Annotated in this window: 20 protein-coding genes and 2 pseudogenes; 6 read left to right on the top strand and 16 right to left on the bottom strand. The window is 48.2% G+C overall.

Annotated elements, in window-relative coordinates; translation table 11 throughout:
* Positions 1-4 precede the first annotated feature (4 nt).
* Entirely contained in the window at positions 5-742 is a 738-nt protein-coding gene (locus H6F88_RS16035) for a metallophosphoesterase (protein ID WP_190643760.1), read from the bottom strand.
* A gap of 224 nt (positions 743-966) precedes the next feature.
* Between H6F88_RS16035 and H6F88_RS16030 the strand changes: the two genes are divergently transcribed.
* Positions 967-1791: a nucleotidyltransferase gene (locus H6F88_RS16030; protein ID WP_190643759.1), complete on the top strand. Its 825-nt coding sequence runs from the start codon at positions 967-969 to the stop codon at positions 1789-1791.
* A gap of 56 nt (positions 1792-1847) precedes the next feature.
* Here the strand turns inward: H6F88_RS16030 and H6F88_RS16025 are convergent, their stop codons facing one another.
* A complete protein-coding gene (locus H6F88_RS16025) occupies positions 1848-4256 on the bottom strand; it encodes a glycoside hydrolase family 65 protein (protein ID WP_190643758.1) in 2409 nt (802 codons plus the stop codon).
* Between the two features lie 70 nt (positions 4257-4326).
* On the opposite strand from H6F88_RS16025, the gene H6F88_RS16020 reads away from it, so the two are divergent.
* Positions 4327-4542, top strand: a complete 216-nt coding sequence (locus H6F88_RS16020) for a hypothetical protein (RefSeq protein WP_190643757.1) — start codon at positions 4327-4329, stop codon at positions 4540-4542.
* Positions 4543-4797: 255 nt separating this feature from the next.
* Positions 4798-5355 (top strand): thioredoxin domain-containing protein, encoded by a 558-nt coding sequence (locus tag H6F88_RS16015; protein WP_190643756.1) that lies wholly within the window; start codon positions 4798-4800, stop codon positions 5353-5355.
* A gap of 187 nt (positions 5356-5542) precedes the next feature.
* Here H6F88_RS16015 and H6F88_RS16010 read toward each other — a convergent pair whose 3' ends face one another.
* The 5 genes from H6F88_RS16010 to H6F88_RS15990 form a co-directional block, all read right to left on the bottom strand.
* Positions 5543-5899, bottom strand: a complete 357-nt coding sequence (locus H6F88_RS16010; protein WP_242050577.1) for a hypothetical protein — start codon at positions 5897-5899, stop codon at positions 5543-5545.
* A 31-nt stretch (positions 5900-5930) separates the two neighbouring features.
* Positions 5931-6173, bottom strand: a complete 243-nt coding sequence (locus tag H6F88_RS16005) for a DUF433 domain-containing protein (protein WP_190643755.1) — start codon at positions 6171-6173, stop codon at positions 5931-5933.
* A gap of 42 nt (positions 6174-6215) precedes the next feature.
* Positions 6216-6356: a hypothetical protein gene (locus H6F88_RS16000; protein ID WP_190643754.1), complete on the bottom strand. Its 141-nt coding sequence runs from the start codon at positions 6354-6356 to the stop codon at positions 6216-6218.
* Positions 6357-6435: 79 nt separating this feature from the next.
* A complete protein-coding gene (locus tag H6F88_RS15995) occupies positions 6436-7125 on the bottom strand; it encodes an S-layer homology domain-containing protein (protein WP_190643753.1) in 690 nt (229 codons plus the stop codon).
* 286 nt (positions 7126-7411) lie between these two features.
* Positions 7412-11074, bottom strand: coding sequence for an NB-ARC domain-containing protein (locus H6F88_RS15990; RefSeq protein ID WP_190643752.1), 3663 nt, complete (start codon positions 11072-11074; stop codon positions 7412-7414).
* A 413-nt stretch (positions 11075-11487) separates the two neighbouring features.
* On the opposite strand from H6F88_RS15990, the gene H6F88_RS15985 reads away from it, so the two are divergent.
* Positions 11488-12243: an SDR family oxidoreductase gene (locus H6F88_RS15985; RefSeq protein ID WP_190643751.1), complete on the top strand. Its 756-nt coding sequence runs from the start codon at positions 11488-11490 to the stop codon at positions 12241-12243.
* Positions 12244-12274: 31 nt separating this feature from the next.
* Here the strand turns inward: H6F88_RS15985 and H6F88_RS15980 are convergent.
* The 4 genes and pseudogenes from H6F88_RS15980 to H6F88_RS15965 all read right to left on the bottom strand — a co-directional run.
* Positions 12275-12562, bottom strand: a pseudogene (locus H6F88_RS15980) (DDE-type integrase/transposase/recombinase); the annotation flags it as partial.
* Between the two features lie 80 nt (positions 12563-12642).
* Positions 12643-14307, bottom strand: a complete 1665-nt coding sequence (locus H6F88_RS15975; protein WP_190643749.1) for a GH3 auxin-responsive promoter family protein — start codon at positions 14305-14307, stop codon at positions 12643-12645.
* A 75-nt stretch (positions 14308-14382) separates the two neighbouring features.
* A complete protein-coding gene (locus H6F88_RS15970; protein WP_190643748.1) occupies positions 14383-15564 on the bottom strand; it encodes an enolase C-terminal domain-like protein in 1182 nt (393 codons plus the stop codon).
* Complete coding sequence (locus H6F88_RS15965) at positions 15561-16277, bottom strand: iron-containing redox enzyme family protein (RefSeq protein WP_190643747.1); 717 nt, start codon at positions 16275-16277, stop codon at positions 15561-15563. The genes H6F88_RS15970 and H6F88_RS15965 overlap by 4 nt, the downstream gene beginning before the upstream one ends.
* 500 nt (positions 16278-16777) lie before the next feature.
* Here H6F88_RS15965 and H6F88_RS15960 point away from each other — a divergent pair, with 500 nt between their 5' ends.
* On the top strand, positions 16778-17392 hold the full coding sequence (locus tag H6F88_RS15960; RefSeq protein WP_190643746.1) for a polysaccharide deacetylase family protein: 615 nt from the start codon (positions 16778-16780) through the stop codon (positions 17390-17392).
* Between the two features lie 739 nt (positions 17393-18131).
* On the opposite strand, the gene H6F88_RS15955 is transcribed toward H6F88_RS15960, so the two are convergent.
* Complete coding sequence (locus H6F88_RS15955; RefSeq protein ID WP_190643745.1) at positions 18132-18641, bottom strand: MAPEG family protein; 510 nt, start codon at positions 18639-18641, stop codon at positions 18132-18134.
* Positions 18642-18721: 80 nt separating this feature from the next.
* On the opposite strand from H6F88_RS15955, the gene H6F88_RS15950 reads away from it, so the two are divergent.
* Complete coding sequence (locus H6F88_RS15950; protein ID WP_190643744.1) at positions 18722-19411, top strand: LuxR C-terminal-related transcriptional regulator; 690 nt, start codon at positions 18722-18724, stop codon at positions 19409-19411.
* A 66-nt stretch (positions 19412-19477) separates the two neighbouring features.
* Here H6F88_RS15950 and H6F88_RS15945 read toward each other — a convergent pair whose 3' ends face one another.
* From H6F88_RS15945 to H6F88_RS15930, 4 genes and pseudogenes are all read right to left on the bottom strand, one after another.
* Positions 19478-20011, bottom strand: coding sequence for a type IV pilin-like G/H family protein (locus tag H6F88_RS15945; RefSeq protein ID WP_190643743.1), 534 nt, complete (start codon positions 20009-20011; stop codon positions 19478-19480).
* A gap of 72 nt (positions 20012-20083) precedes the next feature.
* Positions 20084-20541: pseudogene (locus tag H6F88_RS34500) on the bottom strand (hypothetical protein).
* Between the two features lie 709 nt (positions 20542-21250).
* Positions 21251-21595, bottom strand: a complete 345-nt coding sequence (locus tag H6F88_RS15935; RefSeq protein WP_190643742.1) for a gamma-glutamylcyclotransferase family protein — start codon at positions 21593-21595, stop codon at positions 21251-21253.
* Between the two features lie 18 nt (positions 21596-21613).
* Positions 21614-22348, bottom strand: a complete 735-nt coding sequence (locus H6F88_RS15930; RefSeq protein WP_242050576.1) for an HAD-IA family hydrolase — start codon at positions 22346-22348, stop codon at positions 21614-21616.
* Between the last annotated feature and the right edge of the window lie 129 nt (positions 22349-22477).

The following is a 22477-nucleotide window of genomic DNA, read 5'->3' as shown; positions in this document are numbered from 1 at the left end:
CAGGTTATACAGGAACTTCCAGCAAACGAAACGGGGGCTGGTCAGGAAAATGCTTCTTCAGCAGCGGCATAGAAACGTTGTAAACCGGAATGTTGCTACTGGTTCGCCCCTCGACCTGTCCGTGGTGAGCATGACCGTGTAGGGCAAACGCCACCGAAAAGCGATTTAAAGGTTCCTCCAGGCGGCTAGAGCCCAGAAACGGCAAAATATCACAAGGTTCTCCCTCCACCGTTTCCTGAATGGGGGAATAGTGCAGTACAGCGACCCGCTGCGAGGTGTCTAGCTTTGCCAGGGCTGATTCTAGCTTGAGGGCTTCTTCTACGGCTTCATGCACAAACTGTTTGATCGGAGCTTCTCCCCAGGCTTGCAGCATTCGAGAGCCAAATCCTCCGCCAAAGCCTTTTGCCCCAGCAAAGCCGATCCCGGCAACCTCATACGACTCCCCATCTAGCAGTTTGACTCCCGCATCGATCAAAATCTGCCGTACCTCGTCTGGCTTACCCGCTTCATAAGCATGATTGCCAAAAACTGCCAGAGTGGGAATTTGTGTAGTTGCTAATTCTTTGACCAGAACGTGCGCCTCTTCGACCAGCCCATAATCCGTCAAGTCACCGCAGAGCAACAATACATCTGCCTGCTCGTTGGACTGTTCAAATAGGGACTGCAATTCGCCTTGTGAGGTTGTAGTACAGTGAATATCACCAATGGCCGCAATGCGAACAACTTCTGTGGCAGTTGGCATGTTGCCTCCCCCTCAATCCTTCTGCCCAGACCATGAACAATGAACGAGTGGTTTCCCTGCCTCATTAGGTGCATTTTTACGATTCAGTAAAGATGGCTGAAGTTCGGTCTTTAGGTTGAGGAATCGTGTCGGGCGATCGCTCACCATAGATAGTTCCCAAGATAATTCCTAGATGATTCAAGAAGTCATTACGGAAGCAGTTCTTCTAACTGATAAAAGAACTTATGCCATTTTCTCAAGCACAACTTGATCCTCAAACTCGCGAATTTTACTGCGAAGCATTGGGCATTTTGAATCGAGCACAATTGCCGTTTTTAGTGGGTGGTGCTTACGCCTTTGAGCGTTACACAGGAATTGCCCGCCACACTAAGGACTTGGACATTTTCGCCCGTTCTACCGATGTTCAACCGATTCTAGATGTCTTTGCTCAGGCAGGATATCAGACAGAAATTGCGGTGCCACACTGGTTAGCCAAGGCATACCACGGTGAAAATTATGTGGATATCATTTCTAACTCTGCTCACGGTTGCTTGCCCGTGACCGATGCCTGGTTTGAACACGCGATTTCAGATGAGGTGTTAGGGATGCCAGTGCAGGTGTGTGCGCCAGAGGAAATGATCTGGTCAAAGGCATATATCATGGCGCGCGATCGCTTTGATGGCGCGGATGTTGCTCACCTGATTTTGGCGTATAGCGATCGCATGGATTGGTCACGGCTCGTAGCTCAGTTTGGGGAGCACTGGCGGGTACTGTTCAGTCATCTTGTGTTGTTTGGTTTTATTTATCCAGGAGAGCGATCGCGCATTCCTGGCTGGGTAATGCAGCAATTGGGTCAGAAACTTGGACAGGAAGGCAGCCAACCTGACCTTACTGAAAAGCTGTGCCAGGGAACATTGCTAGCCCCCTTGCAATACAGACCCGACGTGGAGCAATGGCAGTATAAAGATGCAAGATTAAAGCCTAGAGGAAATTTGACCCAAGCAGATATCAATGAGTGGATCGATCACTTGCATCAGGAAACCGATACAAATGAACCTTGTGAAGTGTAAGAAGTGTAATCTGATGTAATATCGAATATGATATCAAATTCTGTAACCAGGTAGACTCAAATCTCCTCTAAGGCAAAAGATCTTGAAACTCCTGGTTCTAAGTTCATTGCTTCTCCTTGGTAGACAATGGTGACTGAGGATGGATTAGAGTCTGCGGCTGTGAGATGCAGATGATGATCCGTTTTCTCAATTTCCAGATCGTTGTAGTGGTGTTGTAAGCTTAATCGCAGATGGGTGAGTTGCTCTGGAAATGACGGGTTTAGGTAAATGCTGCCTTTATGGATCTCCAAACCGAGATAATGGTGCTGAAGAATGTACAGCGTTCCTGCCATTGCTCCTAAATGAATACCATTCTTGACTTCACCACTGCTATCGCCTGCGAGATCGGTATGGATGACTTTAGTGAAGAGATGCCAGGATTTTTTGCAGTCTAGTTTGGCGAATGCACCTGCATAAATCAAATGCGACAGGCTAGATTCATGAACTGTGTGCTCAAAGTAATACTCGATTGTGCGCTGCATTTGAGTGCGATCGCAGGCATATCCCAATTGTTCTAATAATGCCTGAATTTCCGGCACGGATAGCAAAAAGAACAGCATCGCCACATCTGCCTGTTTCGCGACATGGTAACGGTTAATGTCGTCGCCTTTTTCCTCTAATACCCAGTTAACTCGCTCCTCGTCAAACTGCTGCCAATCTAATGGCTGTAGGCGATCGAACCCTTCATACTGGCTCAACCTGTCATCTTCAGCGACTACGTACATCTTCTGGCTAATTGTATGCCACTGATCGATCTCATCCTGGTTTAGAGATAGAGCGTGAAAGAGTTCTACGCGACGAGAGTTTGGCAACAGGTCCAAAACTTCTTGAGTTCGACATAGCGTCCAGACCACCATCACATTTGTATAAGTGTTGTTGTCAATGCCAGGTGTGTTTGCGTCAGGGTAAGCCGTGTGATATTCATCTGGACCCATCACTCCCCGGATTTCATAGCGATCGCACTCCTCATTATAAGTTGCGAGACTTGCCCAAAATCGAGCAATCTCAATCAACAACTCAGCACCCTGATCGCATAGGAAAATAATATCATCGGTAATGGTGTAATACTTCCAGACAGTATGGGCAATGATCACACTAATGTGATGCTGCAACCAGGTATGGTCCGGCATCCAGTTCTCAGAAAACAAACTGAACTGGTAGCGGGGCGTTTCCTCGCCACCAGAACTGGCACTGCGCCAGGGAAACATTGCGCCCCGGTAGCCATGTTGACGAGCTAAATCTCGTGCTGCATTGAGACGACGATGGCGATAGAGCAACATCGAGCGGGCAATGCTAGGAAAACGATAGATCAGGAAGGGCAGTACAAAGGCTTCATCCCAAAAGATGTGTCCGCGATAATCTTCTCCATGCCAACCCCGTGATGGCACTCCAACATCCAGGTCTGCGGTGTGCGGTGAAATGGTTTGAAGAATGTGAAACAGATGCAGCCGTGTTACGCGCAGGTAGTCTACTGGCTCAAATTCAATATCACAGCGCATCCAGAGCCGTTCCCAGGCGTGTTGGTGATCCCCTAATAGATCAGTAAAACCAGGTGCATCCTGAACGGCTTTGTGCGACGCCTCTATGCAACTGGCGATCGCCGGATCACGTGATGTATACAATGCAGCAACTTTCTCGATCGCCACTACATCACCCTGAGCCACTGAAATCTGCGTCTGTTCTTGAATATAAGTATTTTCTTGATCAGGTATCCATTCTGACTCAACCCGGTTCTCATTCACAAAGACCTGAGTTCGTGCGGCTAACGAAACCTCAATTCTAGATTGGTTGGTTTGCATCACCAGCCGGAGGACTTCCGGTTTTAGAACATTTACCTCTAATAGCTCTAGATGCTGCTTGTTGTAGTGTTTGTAGCGTTCGATGTTGTTATTATTCACCCGTCCGTCGAGCGCCGAACGAATTGCCAAAGCACCCGACCAGTTTTCAGCCGTTAGCTCCAGGCGCAGTCCAGCCAGATGGGGCTGTGCCATACTGGCAAACCGCTGCTCACGTAGGGTTGTTTGTCGTCCTTGGCGATCGCGAAACTGGATATCACGCTGCAAAATTCCCGATCGCAAATACAGAATTTGACGATAGGCAAGAATTTCAACCTGATCGATAGAAAACCAATCGCCATCATCAATCCGAAACGTGAGCGGCAACCAGTTTGGTAGGTTAACAATAGATTCGTCCTCTACGTCCTCTCCATTGACGTGACTCACCAGACGATTGTAAAGACCTGCCCGGTAGCAGCCCGGATAGTGAATATCATCTGCTGTTGCATCGGGTGCAGCAGCACGAGTCACAAAATAGCCGTTTCCCAATGCACAAAGAGCTTCTCGATAGCCTTCTGCTTCAGGGTCATACCCTTCAAACAGAATGCACCAGGGATCTTCCAGAATGGTTGCGTTATCAGGAAAGGACATAGGCATAATGAGATAATTTTTCAAACAGAGAATTTATACAGAATCTATTTCGTAAAGAAGCACTATTCTGGTGTACAGGCGAAGCATTCGGCAAAACAATTATGCTTCAGGGGCAGGGATTGGGACCGAATGCTTCGCCCCTACCGATACCGCTATACAAACGGATTTGGTATTAGTTGCGATCGCATTGGACCAGCAGTCTGGGAGCCTTTTACAGCAACATAAGCAGTACTCCTGCTCTAATGAACACTGGGCAAAGCTGGCAATTGCCTGTCAGGACAATTAACCTAATCTATCTGTTGGATTAAACACCCTTTTGCAGGTGTTTGGCATCTAACCAGAGTTAACTTTTAGAGCAGTGCTAATCAACGCAGCTACTCCTTTCCCACTAGCTGCCTGACCAAATGGTCAGGCATAAAACTATCTCTAAGAATGGCAATTAGGATGATCCTTTTTAGAGGAAGCGGGCTGACTCGACTCTAGGTGACAGCGGTAAGCATTGCCTTTAGGCTAAAGCTATCCACCCAAAGCAATATGTTTAATGTCTACCCATCCTTATGGTGAAACAAGTCAGGTGATTCCGCCCCTGAGCGATCGCGATCACATGCGAGGGTTGCCTAACGCTAAGTTTGTTTTGATGAAATATGGCGACTATCAGTGTCCGCAGTCGGGGCGATCTCATCAACTGATCAAAACCATACAACAACAATTGGGAGAGCAGTTTTGCTTTGTCTTTCGCCATTTTCCACAACCTCACCGTCATCCACAATCCTATAGAGCCGCCGAGAGCGCAGAAGCATCAGCTAATCAGGGCAAGTTTTGGGAAATGCACGACCTGCTGTTTGAAAATCAGCAAGCACTTGATGACAGCGACATTGTCACCTATGCCGCTCAACTGCACCTTGATATTCCCCAATTTTTGAGGGAGTTATCAGAACATGTTCATGCCGAGCGGGTGGAAGCAGATATCGAAAGTGGGCAGCAAAATGGGGTTGCCGAAACTCCCACCTTTTTTGTTGGCATTCGGTGTGGTGACGTTGAGCGTCTGGAACAGGTGCTTTTGAAGGTCATCGCACTATCTCATGAGTCTGATGCCTAAAATTCCTGCTTACATCTTGAGGAAATCTACATGACCTATATAGAAGTTGAGTCAAACGTTTGACTTCTTATACGTGGCTGGGACACAGGTAAGCCAATTATTTTTATTCTTAGTCGAAGATAAACTTGAATTTGGCAGCAACCCATTTAGAATTGCTATACATCAGCTTTCAATCCTGTAACCTGCTCTACCTGCTCTTTTGCCGCCAATTCAAACTATTCTGATTTAGGGATCGCAAGTACGAATCAGGTTGAGAAATGATGCAATTAGCCAAGGCGATCGCCTCCTCTAGCTGCGCTTCAGACAATTGCTTATAAGCCGGTTCTCGCTTGCGTTCCAACACTTCATACCAGCAGCGACCAAATAAGTTATCTAGAATAATGCGCTGAAAACAATGATTTTCACGTACCGGAAAATGGCGAGAAGTTGCCAAGTTTGGCAAAACATGATTGGCTAATTCAAGATACTGACTGCGAAGTTGGATCAAGCGATCTGTATTTTGCATGTTTAAAACTCCGATCGCCTGATCATTCTGCACAATCATGAGTGAGAGAAAGTGCTGTCAGCACTGTTGATTAGCTCTCTAAATCCTCAGCTTCTGCGATCGCCGCATCAATTTCTTCTGGATTTTGAGCGTAGTAGGCAAAAGCAGCTTTCAAGTCATCGCGGGTTAGCTGGGGGTAGTCGCTGAGTAAGTTAGCGTCTGAACATCCCTGCGATCGCAAAGCAACCAACTCCCATACGGGAATTTGCGTTCGACCAATGCAAGCAGCTCCATTGCAGATTCCAGCAGTCTTTCTAATCTTTGTCGTTGCCATATCTCATTCTCAGGTTTTGTTATTCTCACCAGTGGCAAGAAGCTACTTCTCAACGGTAACATTAACCCCGCAACCGTTGCCTAGCACAGCTTCAACGCCAGCTAATGAGTAGGTTCTGTTTAGCAAGATGCTAGTGAGCCAGTGGTGACGGGTAATTGCCTGTTCGTCTGCTAGCACAACCATCGATCCTGCCGATCTAACCGTCGATGCGGGGTACGGCTCGATCAAACTCGCTCTGCGATGGGAAGCTTCTAGCTCTAGATCAGTAGATATAGGGAGAGGCGATCGGGGGAGCGTTGCCCGTCGCCACCAGAGCTTGATAAATTGAGACCGCAACTTCAGCGCGGGTCGAAGCGCGATTGGGACTGAGGAAATCAAGATCGGGATAGTTCACGGTCATGTCGCGGAAGGTCGCCGCCGCTACGCCATCTTTGGCATATTCCGGGATGGCGCTATAGTCACGGAATCCACCAATGACACTCTCATTGGTTCCACTGGGTTCAAGTTGCAGACCGCTCGTCAGCGCCACTAAGACTTGAGCGCGGGGCATTGGCTGATTGGGCAGAAAGACATTGCCCGGATAGCCGCTGAGAAAGCTCTCAGTGTAAGCGCTTTGGATTGCGCCTGCTGCCCAGTAACGATCGCTCACATCGCGAAAGCGAATCGCGCTACGGACAGTCGGGCGATCGAATGCTTGCTCGACCAGCACAGCAAATTGAGCGCGAGTGATCGGCTCATCAGGGCGAAAGCGACCATCTGTAAAGCCGCGAATCACCTGTCGATCGACGAGCGCTTGAATGAACGGTGCTGCCCAATAGTCCGAGGGCACATCTGAAAAAGCAGGTTGGGCTTGAGTTGGAATGTGCCATGCCAACGCGGCAAGTGTGGCAGTGGCGAAGCTCAGCGCCATCAAGCGGATAGAGCGAGTCAAAAATTGAGTGTGAATAGACACGAGCGATCAATAGTCAATGCTGGGGTGGAAATGAATTGATATAAAACTTCCCTCATTATCGCTGGTTGCCGCATAAAATCTTCTATACAGTGCCAAATTAAATGACATTGAGACAAATTCGTGTCGTCGAGCAACATTTCCTCTGTTGCAGGGTTACAGGGAGATGTTGCTCAGTGGATTAGCATCTATCCATCAGCATTGCCAATCTGACTTGAGGCAAAAAAGCAGACTAACTTTAACTTTGCTTCTTCAACGACACTGATGTGTCTCTATGTCAAATAAAAAGTCACTGTACATCAATTGCCCCTAACGTTTTAAGGGTAGCTTTTTGAGCGACCGTTAACCCGGTTACGCCTTGAATATTCATGCCTTCATAAAGGCGATCAGCTCTTAGCGTTTTGAGACACTCACCTGTTGTCGGATTCCACAGCTTAATGGTTTCATCCTGACTACCACTGACTAAAATCGGACCTGCACCTGATGGCAGGCTAACATCAACCGGACTAAACTGAACAGAACAGACTCGGCTGGTGTGCCCTTGCAGGACTTTCTGGCAGGTGCCGTCTTGGACATCCCATAGCCGGATAGTTCGATCATCACTACCACTGGCTAAAATGCGACCATTGGGGCTGAAGGCAACGGAGCGAATGCCATTGGTATGGTTGTGTAACGTTGCCAAGCACGTTCCGTCTTGCACATGCCAAAATCGAACTGAGCCGTCCTGGCTACTAGTCGCTAGAGTCTGACCATCGGGGCTGAAAGCAGCAGACAAAACCCAACCTGTATGCCCTTGTAAGGTTCTGAGACAGGTGCCAGATCGCACATCCCAGAGCCGCACAGTTTGATCGTTGCTGCCACTCGCAAGAGTTTGACCATCAGGGCTAAAGGCGACTGCCCAAACCCAACTCGTATGTCCTTGTAGAGTTTTGAGGCAGGTGCCAGATCGCACATCCCAAAGCCGCACAGTTTGATCGTTGCTACCACTCGCAAGGGTGTATCCATCAAGACTAAATGTAACGGATAAAACCCAACCTGTATGTCCTTGTAGGGTTCTGGAGGGGGCACCAGATCGCACATCCCAGAGCCGCACAGTTTGATCATTGCTGCCACTCGCAAGCATTTGACCGTTCGGACAAAATTCCACCGTCCAAATCCAATTGGTGTGTCCTGGCAGATTCTTGGAGCAAGTTTCTTGCTGCACATCCCATAGCCGCACGAGGGCATCATAACTGCCACTGGCTAGTATGAAGCCATCTGGACTAAAGCTGACTGAAGTGACTCCACTGGTTTGCCCCTGAAACGTCCTGAGGCAGGTGCCATCCTGGACATCCCACAATCGAGCTGAACGGTCTGCACTGCCACTCGCGAGGGTTTGACCATTTGGATTAAAGGCAACTTCCCAAACACAACTGCTGTGACCTTGTAGAAGTGTGAAGCACGTTCCGTCCTGCACACTCCACAACCGCACTGAGGCATCCTCACTACTACTAGCAAGCATTTGACCATTAGGACTAAAACTGAGTGAGGTGACCCAACCCGTATGCCCTTGCAGTGTTCGGCGACAGGTGCCCGTCTTTACCTCCCATAGCCGAACAGTGCGATCGTCACTACTGCTGGCGAGGGTTTGACCATCCGGGCTGAAGGCAACTGCCCTCACCCAATGGGCGTGTCCTTGCAAGGTTTTGAGGGTGGTTCCGTGATCAATACTCCACAATCGGATCGAGGAGTCTTCGCTGCCACTCGCCAGAATCTGTCCATTGGGACTAAAGCTGACTGAAGTGACCCCACCCGTGTGACCCTGCAAAACTGCTAGGCAGGTGCCGTCGCGTACATTCCAGAGCCGAATCTGGTCATCACTGCCACTCGCCAGCATTTGACCATCGGGGCTGAAGGCGATCGTCCAAACCCGACTGAGATGCCCGCGCAGTGTCTTGGGACAGGCTCCTGGGAGATGGTTGGAAGCACTCGCTTGGTCCCAGTTTGCAGGATTGTGTTGCTCAAGATCGATGTTTTGCACATCCCACAACCGAATCAACGAGTCATGACTGCAACTTGCTAGCGTTTTTCCGTCGGGACTGAAGGTGACTGCCCAGATCCAACCTGTATGTCCTTGCAATGTCAAAACCTGTTGACCATTGACCACACGCCACAGGCAAATCTTACCGTCCAAATCGCCGGTTGCCAGCAAGCTGCCATCTGGATTAAAGCTGACTGACATGATGCTACATAAAGTCTCTGCAAACACAGATGTGGCTAAATCAGCGTTGCGAAAATTGCCCCCTGCCAGGTTGACCTGCCGCAAGTCAGCTTGCCATACGGCTAGCTCAGAAAAGTCACAGCCTTGTAAATTGCTTTGCAGATGCACCAGCAGGTTGAGAAGATTACCAGCCATATAATCTGGCTGAGGTGCTTGTTGTTGCTGCTCCAACAGAGTTTTCAACTGCTGCTCAAGGGCTTGTGAATTGGCAAACTGGAGCCACAATTGTTCAGCGATTGGTTCAATAATTAACCGCTTTTGCATCTCCCGCACATAGTCTTTTGCCTGGGCTTTGAGCAGCGCATGAGTTCTTAACCGCTCTGGCGTTTGGCTGGCAATTTCCCCAGAAATACACCGCACGAACTGATCGGTTGCATACTCCAGCACCACAGGCTGGAGAAAGAACTGTTCACCCTCCTTTTCAATCAACGAGCGTCGCAACAACGACTGCATCGCATCCGGCAATCTGCGTCTGGAAGCCTTGGTTGCAAGATCCTCATTCAACTCGAACAGCGAGACGGGTTCCCGATCAATGGCTAACCAGAAGAGCATTTCCTGCTCAACTTCTGATAGGCGATCAAACTGGTGCTGGAGCAAGTCTCGAATATCATCAAAGACCGCTAACCCCTGCTGCACATAGTTCAATATCCCAGCAATGCTGCCACTAAAAAGGTCTTGGGTTGTGGCTGCTAGCAGCTTCAGTGCCAGGGGGTTGCCGCTGTAATGATTTACTAATTGCTCCCATTCTGAATCTGTTCCCACAAATGCCCCTTTATAGAGAAATAGTTCTCGTCCTGCTTCTGGGTTCAGTCCTTTGAGCAGGAATGTTCTGACTGATTGCTGCATTCCTTCTAGTGGCACAATCTCTCTAGGCTTTTCGCGACTGGTGAGCAGCAAGCAACTCCGATGGGGGACTCCCCCAATCTCTTTGAATAGCTGACCATACCCCTCATAGCTTGGTCGATACTGTGTCGGTTGCCCAGCACTCAGGATTGTCTCAACATTGTCCAGGATCAGCAAACAGCGCTTTTGCCGCAACCCCTCCATCAGCTTTTGCAGTTTCCCATCCAAGGTACTTGGCACGGCGATGTCTTTTCCCTGTGCCTGCAATAGCATCGGCAACACTGTCTCTAACCACTCTTCAAACGGTGGAGCATTTTGCAGCGATCGCCACACCACCACCTCAAACCCGGTTTGAATTTGCTGCACCAGTCTGGCAGACAAAGTACTTTTGCCAATCCCACCAATGCCCAGCAGCAGCACGAGGCGGCATTGTTCTTCCAACACCCACTGCTTGAGGCGCATCAGTTCTTCACTGCGTCCGCAGAAGGTAGCCGTATCAATAGGACTCTCCCAATCTGGCGGGTGCGATCGGGCAGTCGATTGCTCAACGGCTAGAGCCTGGGTTTGGGTCGCACCAATCAGCGACTGACGCCACTGATGTTCTAACGCCCCTCGAAAGTTGGTTTTACTGACGTGCTCCCCGAAGGCTTGCTCTAGCAGGTTCCAGAGTTTGGGACCGACGTTGCGCTTGATATAGCTGAGCGAGTAGCCAGACTCTTCAGCAATTTGCTCGTAGGTCTGCTCTTGCAAGGCTCCCAGTAGAATGGCGGCTTCTACTTCATTGAGCCGTCTACCCACTCTGGCAAAGACTACGGAATTAGCAACTTGCAGCGCTTGCTCTAAATCCATTGTCTTTATACTCCATTAACGGTAGTGACCTGATTTTACCTGAGTCAAAGTGAACTTTTTGTTTCCAGCACGACAAGGCTAGAACTGATGCAGGGAAGGGAATTTAGCCAATTCAAACCAAAATTAATGGCAACAAAGTTCACCTCTCTTCTAGTGTTTAGATTCATCATGTTGACCTCAAAGTAGTGAACTGGTAGGTAACGACAAACCTAAAAAACTTCCCTAATGTAGTGACATCAGGTTCAAAGGCGCAAGGGAAAGGAATTAGCAACGCATTAGCTCCTAACCGCTGAATAACCTGCACAATTCCCCGAGTTCTAGTAGTAATCCAGTCTTACGACCCCGACCCGGTTGACAGGCTAAGTTTCTGCTGCAACGGATTCACTCAAAACAACAAACAAAAGAGGTTCGATATGAAGATTGTAGTTATTGGTGGCAGCGGGCTGATCGGAACCAAGCTTGTGAACAACCTTCGTCAGCTTGGTCATGAGGTTGTGGCGGCATCACCCAGATCAGGTGTCAACACCATCACAGGTGAGGGATTGGCTGAAGCGCTTGTGGGCGCTCAGGTTGTTGTTGATGTGGCGAACTCGCCTTCGTTCGAAGACAAGCCAGTTTTGGAGTTCTTCGAGACATCAGGACGTAACCTGCTTGCCGCAGAAGCGACGGCTGGTGTGGGACATCACGTAGCGCTGTCGGTTGTCAATGCCGATGGCTTGCCCGACAGCGGCTACATGCGGGCAAAGGTTGCCCAGGAGAAGCTGATTAAGGATTCCAAGACTCCTTATACGATCCTGCGTGCAACGCAGTTCTTCGAGTTTCTGAGTGGCATCGCCGAATCAAGCACTGACGGGCAAACGGTTCGCTTGTCACCTGCGCTAGTGCAGCCGATCGCGTCAGATGATGTGGTTACCGTACTGACTGATCTCACAGTCGAGGCACCCCTGAACGGCACGATCGAGGTGGCTGGTCCCGAAAAGTTCCGTCTCGACGAACTCGTCCAACGATTCTTGATCGCAAACAACGACACACGCAAAGTAATCACAGACATCCACGCCCGCTACTTTGGCATAGAGTTGAACGATCGCTCCCTCACCCCTAGCGACAAGCCACGTGTTGGGGCGACGAACTTCGATCTGTGGCTCGACCGTCAAGCTAAAGCGGCCTAGCCAACACTACGTTTCCTTCAACAGTTGCTTTTAAATATTTGCTCTGCCTCAATTCGGTCGCTTTTCCAATCACCTCATCTTGTTTGAGAGTATCCATTGCCACTGGGTAAGCGCCATTCTTGTCCACGATAATTACCCGTGGAGTTTGAGTGTGCTGAGCTTTGAGGACTTTGCGAAGGAATCGTGCTGCTGCCTTGCTATTCCGCTTTGCACTGGGCCTGAAGTCCAGCGTATTGCCTTCTGAATTGACCGCTCGGTACAGGTACTTCCACACGCCCTTGATTTTGATGTAAGTTTCGTCCACACGCCACGCGTCGTTTAATACGAGTAGAGTCAAGGCATTGCAAATTATGGCTCATTAGTTTGTATCTCAATCTATACTTCAAGGTTTAGAACACATTACCTGGGCTGAGATTCAAATGTTTTGAGGATGTCCGCTCGATCGCCCAATGGCACTTCAGGAGAGAGGATTTTCCATTTGTATTGCACATCCCGCTGTCCATTGGCGATCGCCTGCCGTTGCAATGCTTCTGCCCAGCCCGGATGCATGAGGTGTAAACAGAGGGCATGTAGTCGCCCAGAGTCTCGCTTTTGGGCATATTCTACGTTTACCTGAGCAAGTGAGCGCTCGATAGCAGGCATGAGAGTGTGTTGTATCCAGCGATCGCTCCGTTCTTCCAGCAATTCGAGATACAGGTGATAGCGCATCTCATCCAAATTAGGCACCAAACAGTATTGTTTAACCGCCAGATCAAATTCCTGCTCCATTTGCTTCATGGTCATGAGGATGTGGTTGACATGTAGCTTTTCTCCCGTCAGGTTACTCATGTCTTTTCCTTTGCGAACAAACGCCAGAATAGGAGCCTGATGGTAAAATCCGGTGACTTCTACAATGTCATTGATATGGTAGCGGTAGAGTCCAGCGGAAGTGGTTAGCAAAATGCTGTACTGTTTACCCAGCTCTAGTTCATGACTTAGGTAAATAGGTGGATTGGGTTCATTGATTGTGTCTTCTGGAATAAATTCATAGTAGTTGAGTGTTAGGTCGAGAATGCCATTGGGGGTATGGTCTTGATGCGGTAATGTAACCCGAGCTTCGCTTGCGATATAACCCAGATCGCGAACTGGCACATTGCCGTATTCAGTTGCCAACCGTTGTGCTTGGATTCCTACACTGCCGCCCGTCCAACAGCCCAATAGTTTTAAATCAGTCCAACAGTCTTTGGGATGCAGGGCATCGGTGGCTTCTACAATTTGTTCTAGTTGCCGCGATCGCTGCGGTTGGGGCTTCAACCGGGCTTGTAGCCGCCGTTGTAAGGGTGGTTCTGCCGCAAATCCTAACGTGCCATCGTGAATGGCGCGAATCAACCCTTCGCGATGAGTCGTCATCACCTGCGCCAATCGCATCAGCGTGCTGGGATTGGGTGTTGTCAAGAAGGAAAGCTGCCGCGCCAGGGCAAAACGGGCGATCGCCAGATATCGAGTATCGTAATCCTTTAGTTCAAATACGGGGTAGGGAATGGCATAGGAGCGTTGAACGATCCAGGGAATCTGTTGATAAATCCGCCCAGAGACGCTGCCGTAGGGAATTCCGCAGGCGGTGTAGCCTTCGACTGCGGCACTAACAATCCCTGCGCTGGCACGATTGAGAAACTGAGGATGGTCGCTCAAGGCACGGTAGAGCCATTGTCGCATCAGGTTGGAGCCACCCCGCTCAGACGAAGGGGTAACGGGAATGTATTTGGGTTGCCCGGTTGTGCCGCTGGTGAGGGTAAACATCCGCACGGGTTCATTCACCAAAAGGTTGAGTTCTCCTCGCATCATGCGGTTGATGTAGGGACGAAATCCTTCATAGTCCTGTATGGGCACCGCATGGCGATAGTCCTCTGGTGTATGGATTTGAGCGAAATGATGTGCCTGCCCAAATACAGTGGTGTGATGACGAGTCAGCAATTGTTGAAGCAGCGATCGCTGCTCCGCTTCTGGTGCCTGTGCCGCTGCATCAAATCGTTGCGCCAGAAATCGACCGTTCCACTGAACAGCAGCCCTGAGTAGGATAGACATGGGAATAAATGCTCTAAGGATTCGTAGGATGGATTAGCAGCAGCGCCACCGATGCAGGTGTTGTGTTTACCCTCATCAGCCCAATCCGGGCACCGATGCGGTGGCTAGATTGATCGTTTGGTGAGCATATTTTTCTAAAACGGCATCTTTAACATCAACTCCTAATCCTGGTCGAGTCAACACTTTTGCCTGTCCACGATGCCCAAAGTGAATGCTGGTGCGGCTGACATCTTCACTTAACAACAATGTGCCATAGGAGCCTTCCGCAAACACCACCTCTGGTAGCCATGCCGCCAAGTGTCGTCCTGCTGCTGAAAGAATTGCCGTTTCACCCACCTGACAGCCGACCTGAAGCTGAATTCCAGACGCTTGAGCCAGTTGAGCAATCGCAATGGTATGTGCCAATCCTCCACATTTTGAAATCCGCAGGTTGAAGAACTGACACGCTTTTGCTGCGATCAGTGCTTGAGCATCCTCCAGGGTAATCAAAGATTCATCTGCCATTTGGGGAATGGGAGAGGCTGAGCGCACGGCTGCCAGATCTGCCGGATCGCCGCGCGATATCATCTGCTCAGCGCTGTCAATTTTGAATTCTGCCAACGTTTGACAGGCAGCAATGGCAGACTGAACTGAATAAACCCCATTGCCATCCATTCGCAAAGATAGGTCATCTCCCACCGCCTCGCGAATAGCAGCAATGCGATCGCGATCGTTCTCTCCCGTGACTTTCACTTTGAGCTGCGAAATTCCCAGTTGCTTAAAGCGCTTAGCGTTCTTCGCGGCTGACTCAACCGTGCTGGATGTGATCACGCCGCTGTAGGTGATAAGAGAACGCTGAGGAGGAAGCAATTCTCCTAGCGAGCGTTGCTGAGACTTGAGCAAACAATCGACCAACGCCAGTTCAAATCCGGTACGGGCGGCATTCCAGGCAATAACAGTATCAGAAGTCTCAGCAGGAAGTGTGGCGGCCATCGCCTTTAACCAATCCAATGACGACTCCAGATCGAGAGGGGCAGTAGAGTAATCCGCCTGCCGCACGGCTACCCATAGCGTATCTGCCATAAACTCAAGGCAGGACTCTACCGTTTCCCCAGTCACATAAGGACGAGCCACGGCTTCTCCGTAGCCAACGGTGCCGTCTGATGCCTTGAGGCGCACGACGATCGAATCGGAATAGGTGCGAGATTTGATGCTGTGGGCAAAGGCTTCTATAAACGGAATCCGTAGTGCAAACAGCGTTGCTTCAATGATTCTCATGCCATTGGCTCCATCATTTGAGTTTCTGTTGCCAGGGCGATCGCACCAAAATAGCGTTTGATGAAGATGTTTTCGCGGAAGGTGATGTCGAGAATAGCCTCTAGTTCTGATGGGTCAATCTCGTAGTAGTCCACATAGTGCGCGACTGACAGTAAGCCCTCTTCAGCATGCCGAATATCCACTTCAGAGTGGTGATAAAACCATTCCAGATGATTTGGGGATAGCTGCCGATGGGTTTCTAACGCTTTACCGATGCGGCTTGAGAGCCGAGATAACATCCACTCAAAACAGGTTACTTCTAACAGGATGGATAACCCCAACTCCTTTATCGTGCCAAACATCAGGGGATCGGTACACATCACCCGGAGCTGTTCTTGGGCGGCACGAGTCAGCTCAGCCTGCGCTGTTTCATCAAACCCTGCTGCTGCTGCTAACTGGTACAGCAACCCTGGATGGGAGATTCCTGCTTCATCTAGTCCCAGCTCTTCCAGCATGTTGTGCCTGATTTGCGCTGCCGCTTCCGGGGGAGAAACTGCATAGAGAAATGCCAAAATCTGCGGGCTCTTTAAATGGGTTTGACACAAGTTAGCAATGAATTGGTCGTAGAACTCGACAGGAGCTTTGCCAGATTCTAACTGCTGAAAGCTAGACGAATGTTCAAAGAATTTAGCCTGTGCTGCGTACTGAGATTCGATTAAGGAGTGAATAGTCATAATGTTGAAGCGTAGTGTTTGGGAATGCGCTGGTTGATGTATTCTCTGGTTGTGTTGCGCCTTACATTATTGAAAAATTCAGCGTGGACGAGCGCAGCCAGTGTTGAGCTTTTCAAGTTGTCCCAAATTTTCGTTCTTCTGGATGGATAAAAGTTACTGAAACTCCAGCTTATATCTATCTGCTGTCCATTAAAGAGCTATTTGTCAGTTTTAAAGCGCCTTTCAACCCACCCGACTGCTTTCAACCCGCCCAATTCTTCACTAAATCAGGTCTCCTTTCTACTAGGAACGTCAACGGTAAAAACAGTACTTGAGCAACTGCCATTTTTGATGAGCTTATCGCTTGGGGTTAATACGGAATCTAGTCATGATGCGCTGTAGACACAGAAGGGCAGGGCAATCGCTGCTGCCTAGAGCGTCTGCCGTACTCAAGCGCCGAATAAAGGCGATCGCAGTGCAGCCAGACGCAACTTAAAACTTGCATCAGTGAGGAAGTCAGGATGCCACGGATTGCTTTTACCTTTGATGATGATCCTAAAACAGAACCGATTGCAGGAACCCCTGAACTGTTGCGGGTAATTCGCGAACTCAATCAGCAGCAGTACAACATAAAAGTGTCTTTTTTTGCGGTCGGTGTGAATGCTAAAAAGCACCTTGATCTGCTCAAAGCAATGGCTGAGCAAGGTCATGAAATTGGCAATCACTCCTTTAGCCATCGCAACCTGGCAAAGCTATCTGTGGATGAGGCTATTGATGATGTGCGTAGAAATCATGATCTCATCACCCAAACGATTCAACGTTCTCCCACTTATTTCCGTGCGCCCTATGGAGCATTAACGAAGAAGCTGCATGATGAGATTGTTAGACAGTTTCCGAGCTATCGCTGCGTCGGTTGGCACACTCCCCACGATGAAAAAGATAGTGCCGATACTGCTTTTATGCAACGCATGATGGTGAGTAGAGCATTTGATGGTCGGGTCGTGCTTGCTCACACTTGGAAGCAGCCTACTCTTTATGCGATGCGTAATATCTTTACGGCTTTACGCGATCGCAGCTATCAGTTTGTCACTGTTCGTGACTTGAATGCTTTGCCTTCACATCCATTAGTGAATTAGGTTAAGAAGTTAGGTTTTCTTGTCAACATAAAACTGGGGGCGATCGCACTGATAATCTTTCAGCGATCGATGTGTCTTGGGGTTATTGTACGCCTTCAAGTGGTTCAATCAACTTTAATTTAATTCAATGTTGTATGAAGTAATTTCAGACACTTTGCCCTCGGCAAAGTGGTAAATATCACAAGATGCAACTGTAGACAATTCATTGCCAGTCGATCCGTATTCAGCGAGGCTATCTATTACTACACAGTTCTCACTGACAATAGTTCTGAATTTGCTAAATTTTGTTTTAACCGTTGCTAAATGCGTTGCCGACTTTTCACAGGTCTGAATTACGTTGTCTCTGCCGTCAAACTGTTGACCACCTAGCATTATTTCATCGAATATGATCTGACAAGTATGGATAAGTGAGTTCAAATTTGTGACTAGAAAATGCTTCTGCTATTTGCTTAGATGTAAGTTCCACTTATCCCCTCCTGTCTTCACCCTTATCTTTTACTCTCTATTTTACTTAGAGCCCAGTTATTTGACTTTAATAATCAGCTGTTTCGCGTTCCTATTAAACCGGCAATCATTGATCTTGCATTTTCTAGGCTGTAACCGTTGAAAACGCTAGATTCCCTTTTGGAACTTACATTGCCGGGTTAATATTTCCTCGCCAGAGGTTATTCAGGTCAGCACCGAACTAAGCCTTGAATCTCAAGTAGTGGCTACATATAACTATATACAAAAAGGTGCGTCATGACGCACCCCACAGGATGGCGATCGCACTGGAGTATATGCAGGCAGCAGCACCAACAATGTAAACAAACCAAGTTAGGAAAAATCCGACTGCGCGACTAGGTGAGGGACCATAGGTGGTAATTAAGCCCCATGCGTGGGCTACCCGTCCTATCGTTAGCGCACTCCCTATCAACCCAAGCATCCAAGGCGACGAATGCATCAACTCTAAGGTTATGATAAACAACAGCCCTAATGGTACGTATTCTGTAAAATTTCCATAGGCGCGTACCTTGCGCTGAAGAATGCCATCGTCAGCTTTGGTGAGCAGGGATTTTTGAGTATAGTTTTCCACAAAAGCTGCCCATTTGTTGGGACGTTCAAGGTAATTAGGCTGGTTTATAAGTGCTGCTTCAGTTTCTCCATGCCAGATGCGAGTTCGAGTACGTTCCATAACGACAATGTAAGACAAAGCAAACGCAATAAAACCATTAAGCCCAACGAAAAAGGTTGAAATGGGGATAGACATAGAACATCTAAATTGCAGGCCAGTTCTACAAAATAAAGTCTTACAACGCTTTAACCAAGTCCTCAACTGGGTATAAACCTATGAAATTTGCCCCTTTGATCGAAAAAATCACTACCGTCTCAAATGAAGCACAATTGCGCTCTTGCTTCATGAGCTACGCGGGTGAGCTGGTAGGAGCTACGGCTTGGGGCTTGGATTTGCTCGATAGCCGTTTTCGAGTATTTGAGTCAGATCTTTGGGGACTGCCAGATACGTTTCGAGATCACTATCAAGACGTTGGGCAAAGTGCAGATTTAGTGAGTCAACAAATGATACGGCAGCAAATTCTGGTTCACCATCTATCAGTTCAGTCTTTAGAGGATTGGCACCAAAGCGACCTTTATCAGAATGTATTCCGCATTTATGGGGTCGAACATGGCATGGTTGCACCACTAATCGGGGTAGGTCGGCTGATTGGTGGAATCTATTTTATGCGCGGGAAAGAGCTTCCTGCCTTTGGTGACCGTGATCTAATTCAAGTCAGTTCTCTATGTCAACATTTATCCGTGCGTTTAGCAACTTTGCGTCTTGCGATCGCTCCATCTATAGTCAACGGTTTAACACCACGAGAAATTGACATTGCGGAATTAGTTGCCCAAGGCTTCAGCAATCGAGAAATCGCCTTAAAGTTGAATGTCAGTCGTGATGCTGTAAAACAGGTACTCAAGCGGATATTTCGGAAGCTAGACGTTTCTGCCCGTGCTGAAATGGTTGCGAAGTTAAAGGTTTGATTTCACGTGTCTAACTCTAAACACGACAAATGAGCTTTCGGCAGCTACTCTAACCAAGCCCTAGCTTCATTGATTGCCGCCATAGGGGTAGAACACACCAGCAGAAAACGATCCAGATGGGCAGGGTGGTTCGGCAACAGTAGCATCAGCAGGTTCAGTTGGGGCAGATTGAGAAGGGGTGTTAGTAACACAAATAGAGCCACTAATTGGGCTGTTGCTATAGGCTTGAGTCCGACTAGCTTCAGGAATAACAAAAATCTGAGCAGATAAACTACGGAGGTTAGATTGATTAGCTATAGCCGTCATGTAAACCTTCGTTGGTGTTACTTGAGCGATTTGGTAGCTGTAGTTATCGTCTGAGGGGGGAAGTCCTTCCCTAAATTCTCCGCCCGTGGCAGAGAATTTTACTTGGGTGTCATAAATTGAGAATTGTTCGTTAATCATCATCGATAAGTTTGCTAGGGCGGCAGACTCCGCTGCTGATAAATCTGACAGTTGCCCAGGCTCCGCTGCTGATTCTGATGCCGATTGGCTTGTACAGGCTGAGATAGTGATTACCGTGCTGATTAAACTGAGTAGCAGAAGATAAGCTTTCATCATTTCTTTGATTTTAATATTTGAATAGTTTTTGAATCTCAAAGTAGACACAGCTGTTCCTATACAGATGCTCTATTACATAGGCTTGCGTGAAGAAAAGATAAGAAAAAGTGGAATTCGCTTACGTCGTTCATACGTTTGCCTGTCGTCAAAGTGGTTGCGTTGTGGCTTTGCTTCACCAGTTCTTCAACCCGAAGCCCTGCAGTCTGAAGCAGATGAAAATAGTCTTCAATGGTGCGATGATATTTTTGTACAGTATTCCCCAATCAATCGGTAACCCTTACTCCGGTTGAAAAGTAGTTGTCAACCACCCAATCTTGACGGGGCGTTCCATCGACCCAACCCCGATCGCATGATGTGATCACGGGATGTCCAACCGAAAAGACAAACTGTTTGTTCGTAATAGGGGCAACAAGCTCTAGAATGACTGGCTTTTCCAGCGTTTCGTTGGGCGCGTCTAAACGATGGCGATGTCGCATATAGGTTGCAAACACCATCTCGTCATCATAGAAGCTTGGACCTGCCTTGCCCATTGTAGTGTTTCTCCGTTGTCTTTCTGTTGCTTGCCTACGCAGTATAGGAACAATACCGTAAGGTGTAACGGAGAGCAGCCCAACAACTCAGCAAAGATTGGCGCTAGTGGATGACTTGGATGATAAAGTGATATCTCTACAATCTCAGCCTAATCAAATGGTACGTTTGCTTATCAGCAATGTACTCTACAAAACGGCATCGCACTGGTTTATCCTCCTCTAAGATCAGTTCTACATCAACTGCCTGGTATCCCAATGGAATAATGACCATGTGTTGAGAGTTACATATCTCGGGCAACCCTATTAACGGTTGGCAAAAATGGGCAAGATGAATGCTACTCATGATATTTCTTCTACAAGCAACCGAAGTATATTACTATACATAGTGTTCTGCTATTGGCGATCGCACTTCGTTAAAGGCTGATTCGCATCATGGAAGTATTAACCCTTCGAGATACGCAGAAACTCCTTGAGACTATCTGCGCCCTCCATAGTCTCAAAAATTCACAAACCTTTGCGCTAGATGGGCTTGTGGTGTTGAAGCAGTCAAGGTAGGGTGCGTTGCTGCTAAGCAAACGCACCAACTCATAATGCTTGAATGTTCAACAGTGATTCTGACTGTAGCTACACAAAGTTAAAAGCGTGTTATTACGCACCCTGTGAGATGGCGATCGCACTGGAAAGTTACAGTTATGCCAATTGTCCTGATCTACGAGTGCAAAAGCTTTGTGCCGAGCTTGTAGATGTAGGTATCCACAGTGGTTCTGTCTTTGAGCTTCGCTGTCGTTAGGACACGCTCATAACCTTGACCCTCAAACTGATCCAGGCGAGTCCAGTGCTCAGTCAACCTCTCGGAGCTAAAGAGAAAACCTTCAATTCCGTCGCCATCCTTATCCAAGACAATGCCTGGGTAGCCAACCGCTGCACCCCAGCCTTCTGGAAGCAACATGCCAGTGACAGTTGCTGGCTCCCACTCTCCCGGAACATCCGCTAGAACGTGTTCATTGGGTCGACCTGGGGCGAGCGTTCCGTAAACGAAAAGTCGGTGGTGCATTGAAATTATTACCTGTTGTCAACTACTCTCAAACTGCTGAAGAACGAAGGGAATTTCATTGAGTTCAGTGATAGTTGCATCTGCTCCTTTTACCTCCTCCCAGTTCAAACTCCGTTTCCAAATCGCTCTCATTCCAGCATTCTTTGCACCCATAATATCTGCTTCAGGATAATCGCCAACAAACACACTTCTAATAGAAGTTACTCCCAATTGCTTCATAGCTCTGTGGAAAATTTCTGCTTGTGGTTTTCTCACTTGCTCAATTTCAGAAATTAAGATCACCTCAAAATAATCTTGAATTTTTAATCCTTCAATCGCACGAGTTTGAAACGTTCCCAAACCATTACTCACGATGCCCAACAAGTAGCCTTGCTGCTTCAGTTCACTTAATACCTCAGCGAGAAAAGGAGATGGAACACAATGAGCCTGAAACTGTGTCTCGTAATCCTGAAGTAACGCCTGCCAACCTAAACCTCTTACCCCAAACTCCGCAACCAGTTCTTGACAAACTTTATCTTTCCAAACATGACCATGACAGTCTAGTTCAATGAATCTGCTAACGTAATCGGCTTTAGGAATGTGGCTTAAGTAGTTGCCGAGTCTGCCATATTGGGCTGCAATAAATCGCTTAATTGAGGCATCCCGATCGAGCAACGTTCCATCGAGATCGAAAAGAACTGCTTCAATCATCCATCGAACTCCCAACACTGTTTCTAACTGGCGTTGCTGCAAGGGTAATGCTTGGTTTGGCATGATAGAAGAATGAAATGTCCTCAATGTAATTCAACTCAAGTCGCTAAGAACGGGCATCGTCGAGGGAGACAATGCTACAAGTGTAAGCAGTGCAGGCGACAATTTCTCGAATCCTACTATCCTTGGCGC

This window comes from Oculatella sp. FACHB-28 (assembly GCF_014696015.1).
In the GTDB taxonomy this organism is placed as follows: domain Bacteria; phylum Cyanobacteriota; class Cyanobacteriia; order Elainellales; family Elainellaceae; genus JAAUTN01.
The sequence above is the reverse complement of the archived record's forward strand: the minus strand, read 5'-3'. Positions and strand labels throughout refer to the sequence as shown.

Bases quoted from the DNA above. Each gene is read 5' to 3' on its own strand.
- H6F88_RS15950 (WP_190643744.1), top strand. From the start codon at position 18,722: ATGAAATTTGCCCCTTTGATCGAAAAAATCACTACCGTCTCAAATGAA.
- H6F88_RS15990 (WP_190643752.1), bottom strand. From the start codon at position 11,074: ATGGATTTAGAGCAAGCGCTGCAAGTTGCTAATTCCGTAGTCTTTGCC.
- H6F88_RS15985 (WP_190643751.1), top strand. From the start codon at position 11,488: ATGAAGATTGTAGTTATTGGTGGCAGCGGGCTGATCGGAACCAAGCTT.
- H6F88_RS15965 (WP_190643747.1), bottom strand. From the start codon at position 16,277: ATGACTATTCACTCCTTAATCGAATCTCAGTACGCAGCACAGGCTAAA.
- H6F88_RS16030 (WP_190643759.1), top strand. From the start codon at position 967: ATGCCATTTTCTCAAGCACAACTTGATCCTCAAACTCGCGAATTTTAC.
- H6F88_RS16005 (WP_190643755.1), bottom strand. From the start codon at position 6,173: ATGGCAACGACAAAGATTAGAAAGACTGCTGGAATCTGCAATGGAGCT.
- H6F88_RS16025 (WP_190643758.1), bottom strand. From the start codon at position 4,256: ATGTCCTTTCCTGATAACGCAACCATTCTGGAAGATCCCTGGTGCATT.
- H6F88_RS16035 (WP_190643760.1), bottom strand. From the start codon at position 742: ATGCCAACTGCCACAGAAGTTGTTCGCATTGCGGCCATTGGTGATATT.
- H6F88_RS16000 (WP_190643754.1), bottom strand. From the start codon at position 6,356: ATGGTTGTGCTAGCAGACGAACAGGCAATTACCCGTCACCACTGGCTC.
- H6F88_RS15955 (WP_190643745.1), bottom strand. From the start codon at position 18,641: ATGTCTATCCCCATTTCAACCTTTTTCGTTGGGCTTAATGGTTTTATT.
- H6F88_RS15975 (WP_190643749.1), bottom strand. From the start codon at position 14,307: ATGTCTATCCTACTCAGGGCTGCTGTTCAGTGGAACGGTCGATTTCTG.
- H6F88_RS16010 (WP_242050577.1), bottom strand. From the start codon at position 5,899: ATGATTGTGCAGAATGATCAGGCGATCGGAGTTTTAAACATGCAAAAT.
- H6F88_RS15960 (WP_190643746.1), top strand. From the start codon at position 16,778: ATGCCACGGATTGCTTTTACCTTTGATGATGATCCTAAAACAGAACCG.
- H6F88_RS16015 (WP_190643756.1), top strand. From the start codon at position 4,798: ATGTCTACCCATCCTTATGGTGAAACAAGTCAGGTGATTCCGCCCCTG.
- H6F88_RS15935 (WP_190643742.1), bottom strand. From the start codon at position 21,595: ATGCACCACCGACTTTTCGTTTACGGAACGCTCGCCCCAGGTCGACCC.
- H6F88_RS15945 (WP_190643743.1), bottom strand. From the start codon at position 20,011: ATGATGAAAGCTTATCTTCTGCTACTCAGTTTAATCAGCACGGTAATC.
- H6F88_RS15970 (WP_190643748.1), bottom strand. From the start codon at position 15,564: ATGAGAATCATTGAAGCAACGCTGTTTGCACTACGGATTCCGTTTATA.
- H6F88_RS15930 (WP_242050576.1), bottom strand. From the start codon at position 22,348: ATGCCAAACCAAGCATTACCCTTGCAGCAACGCCAGTTAGAAACAGTG.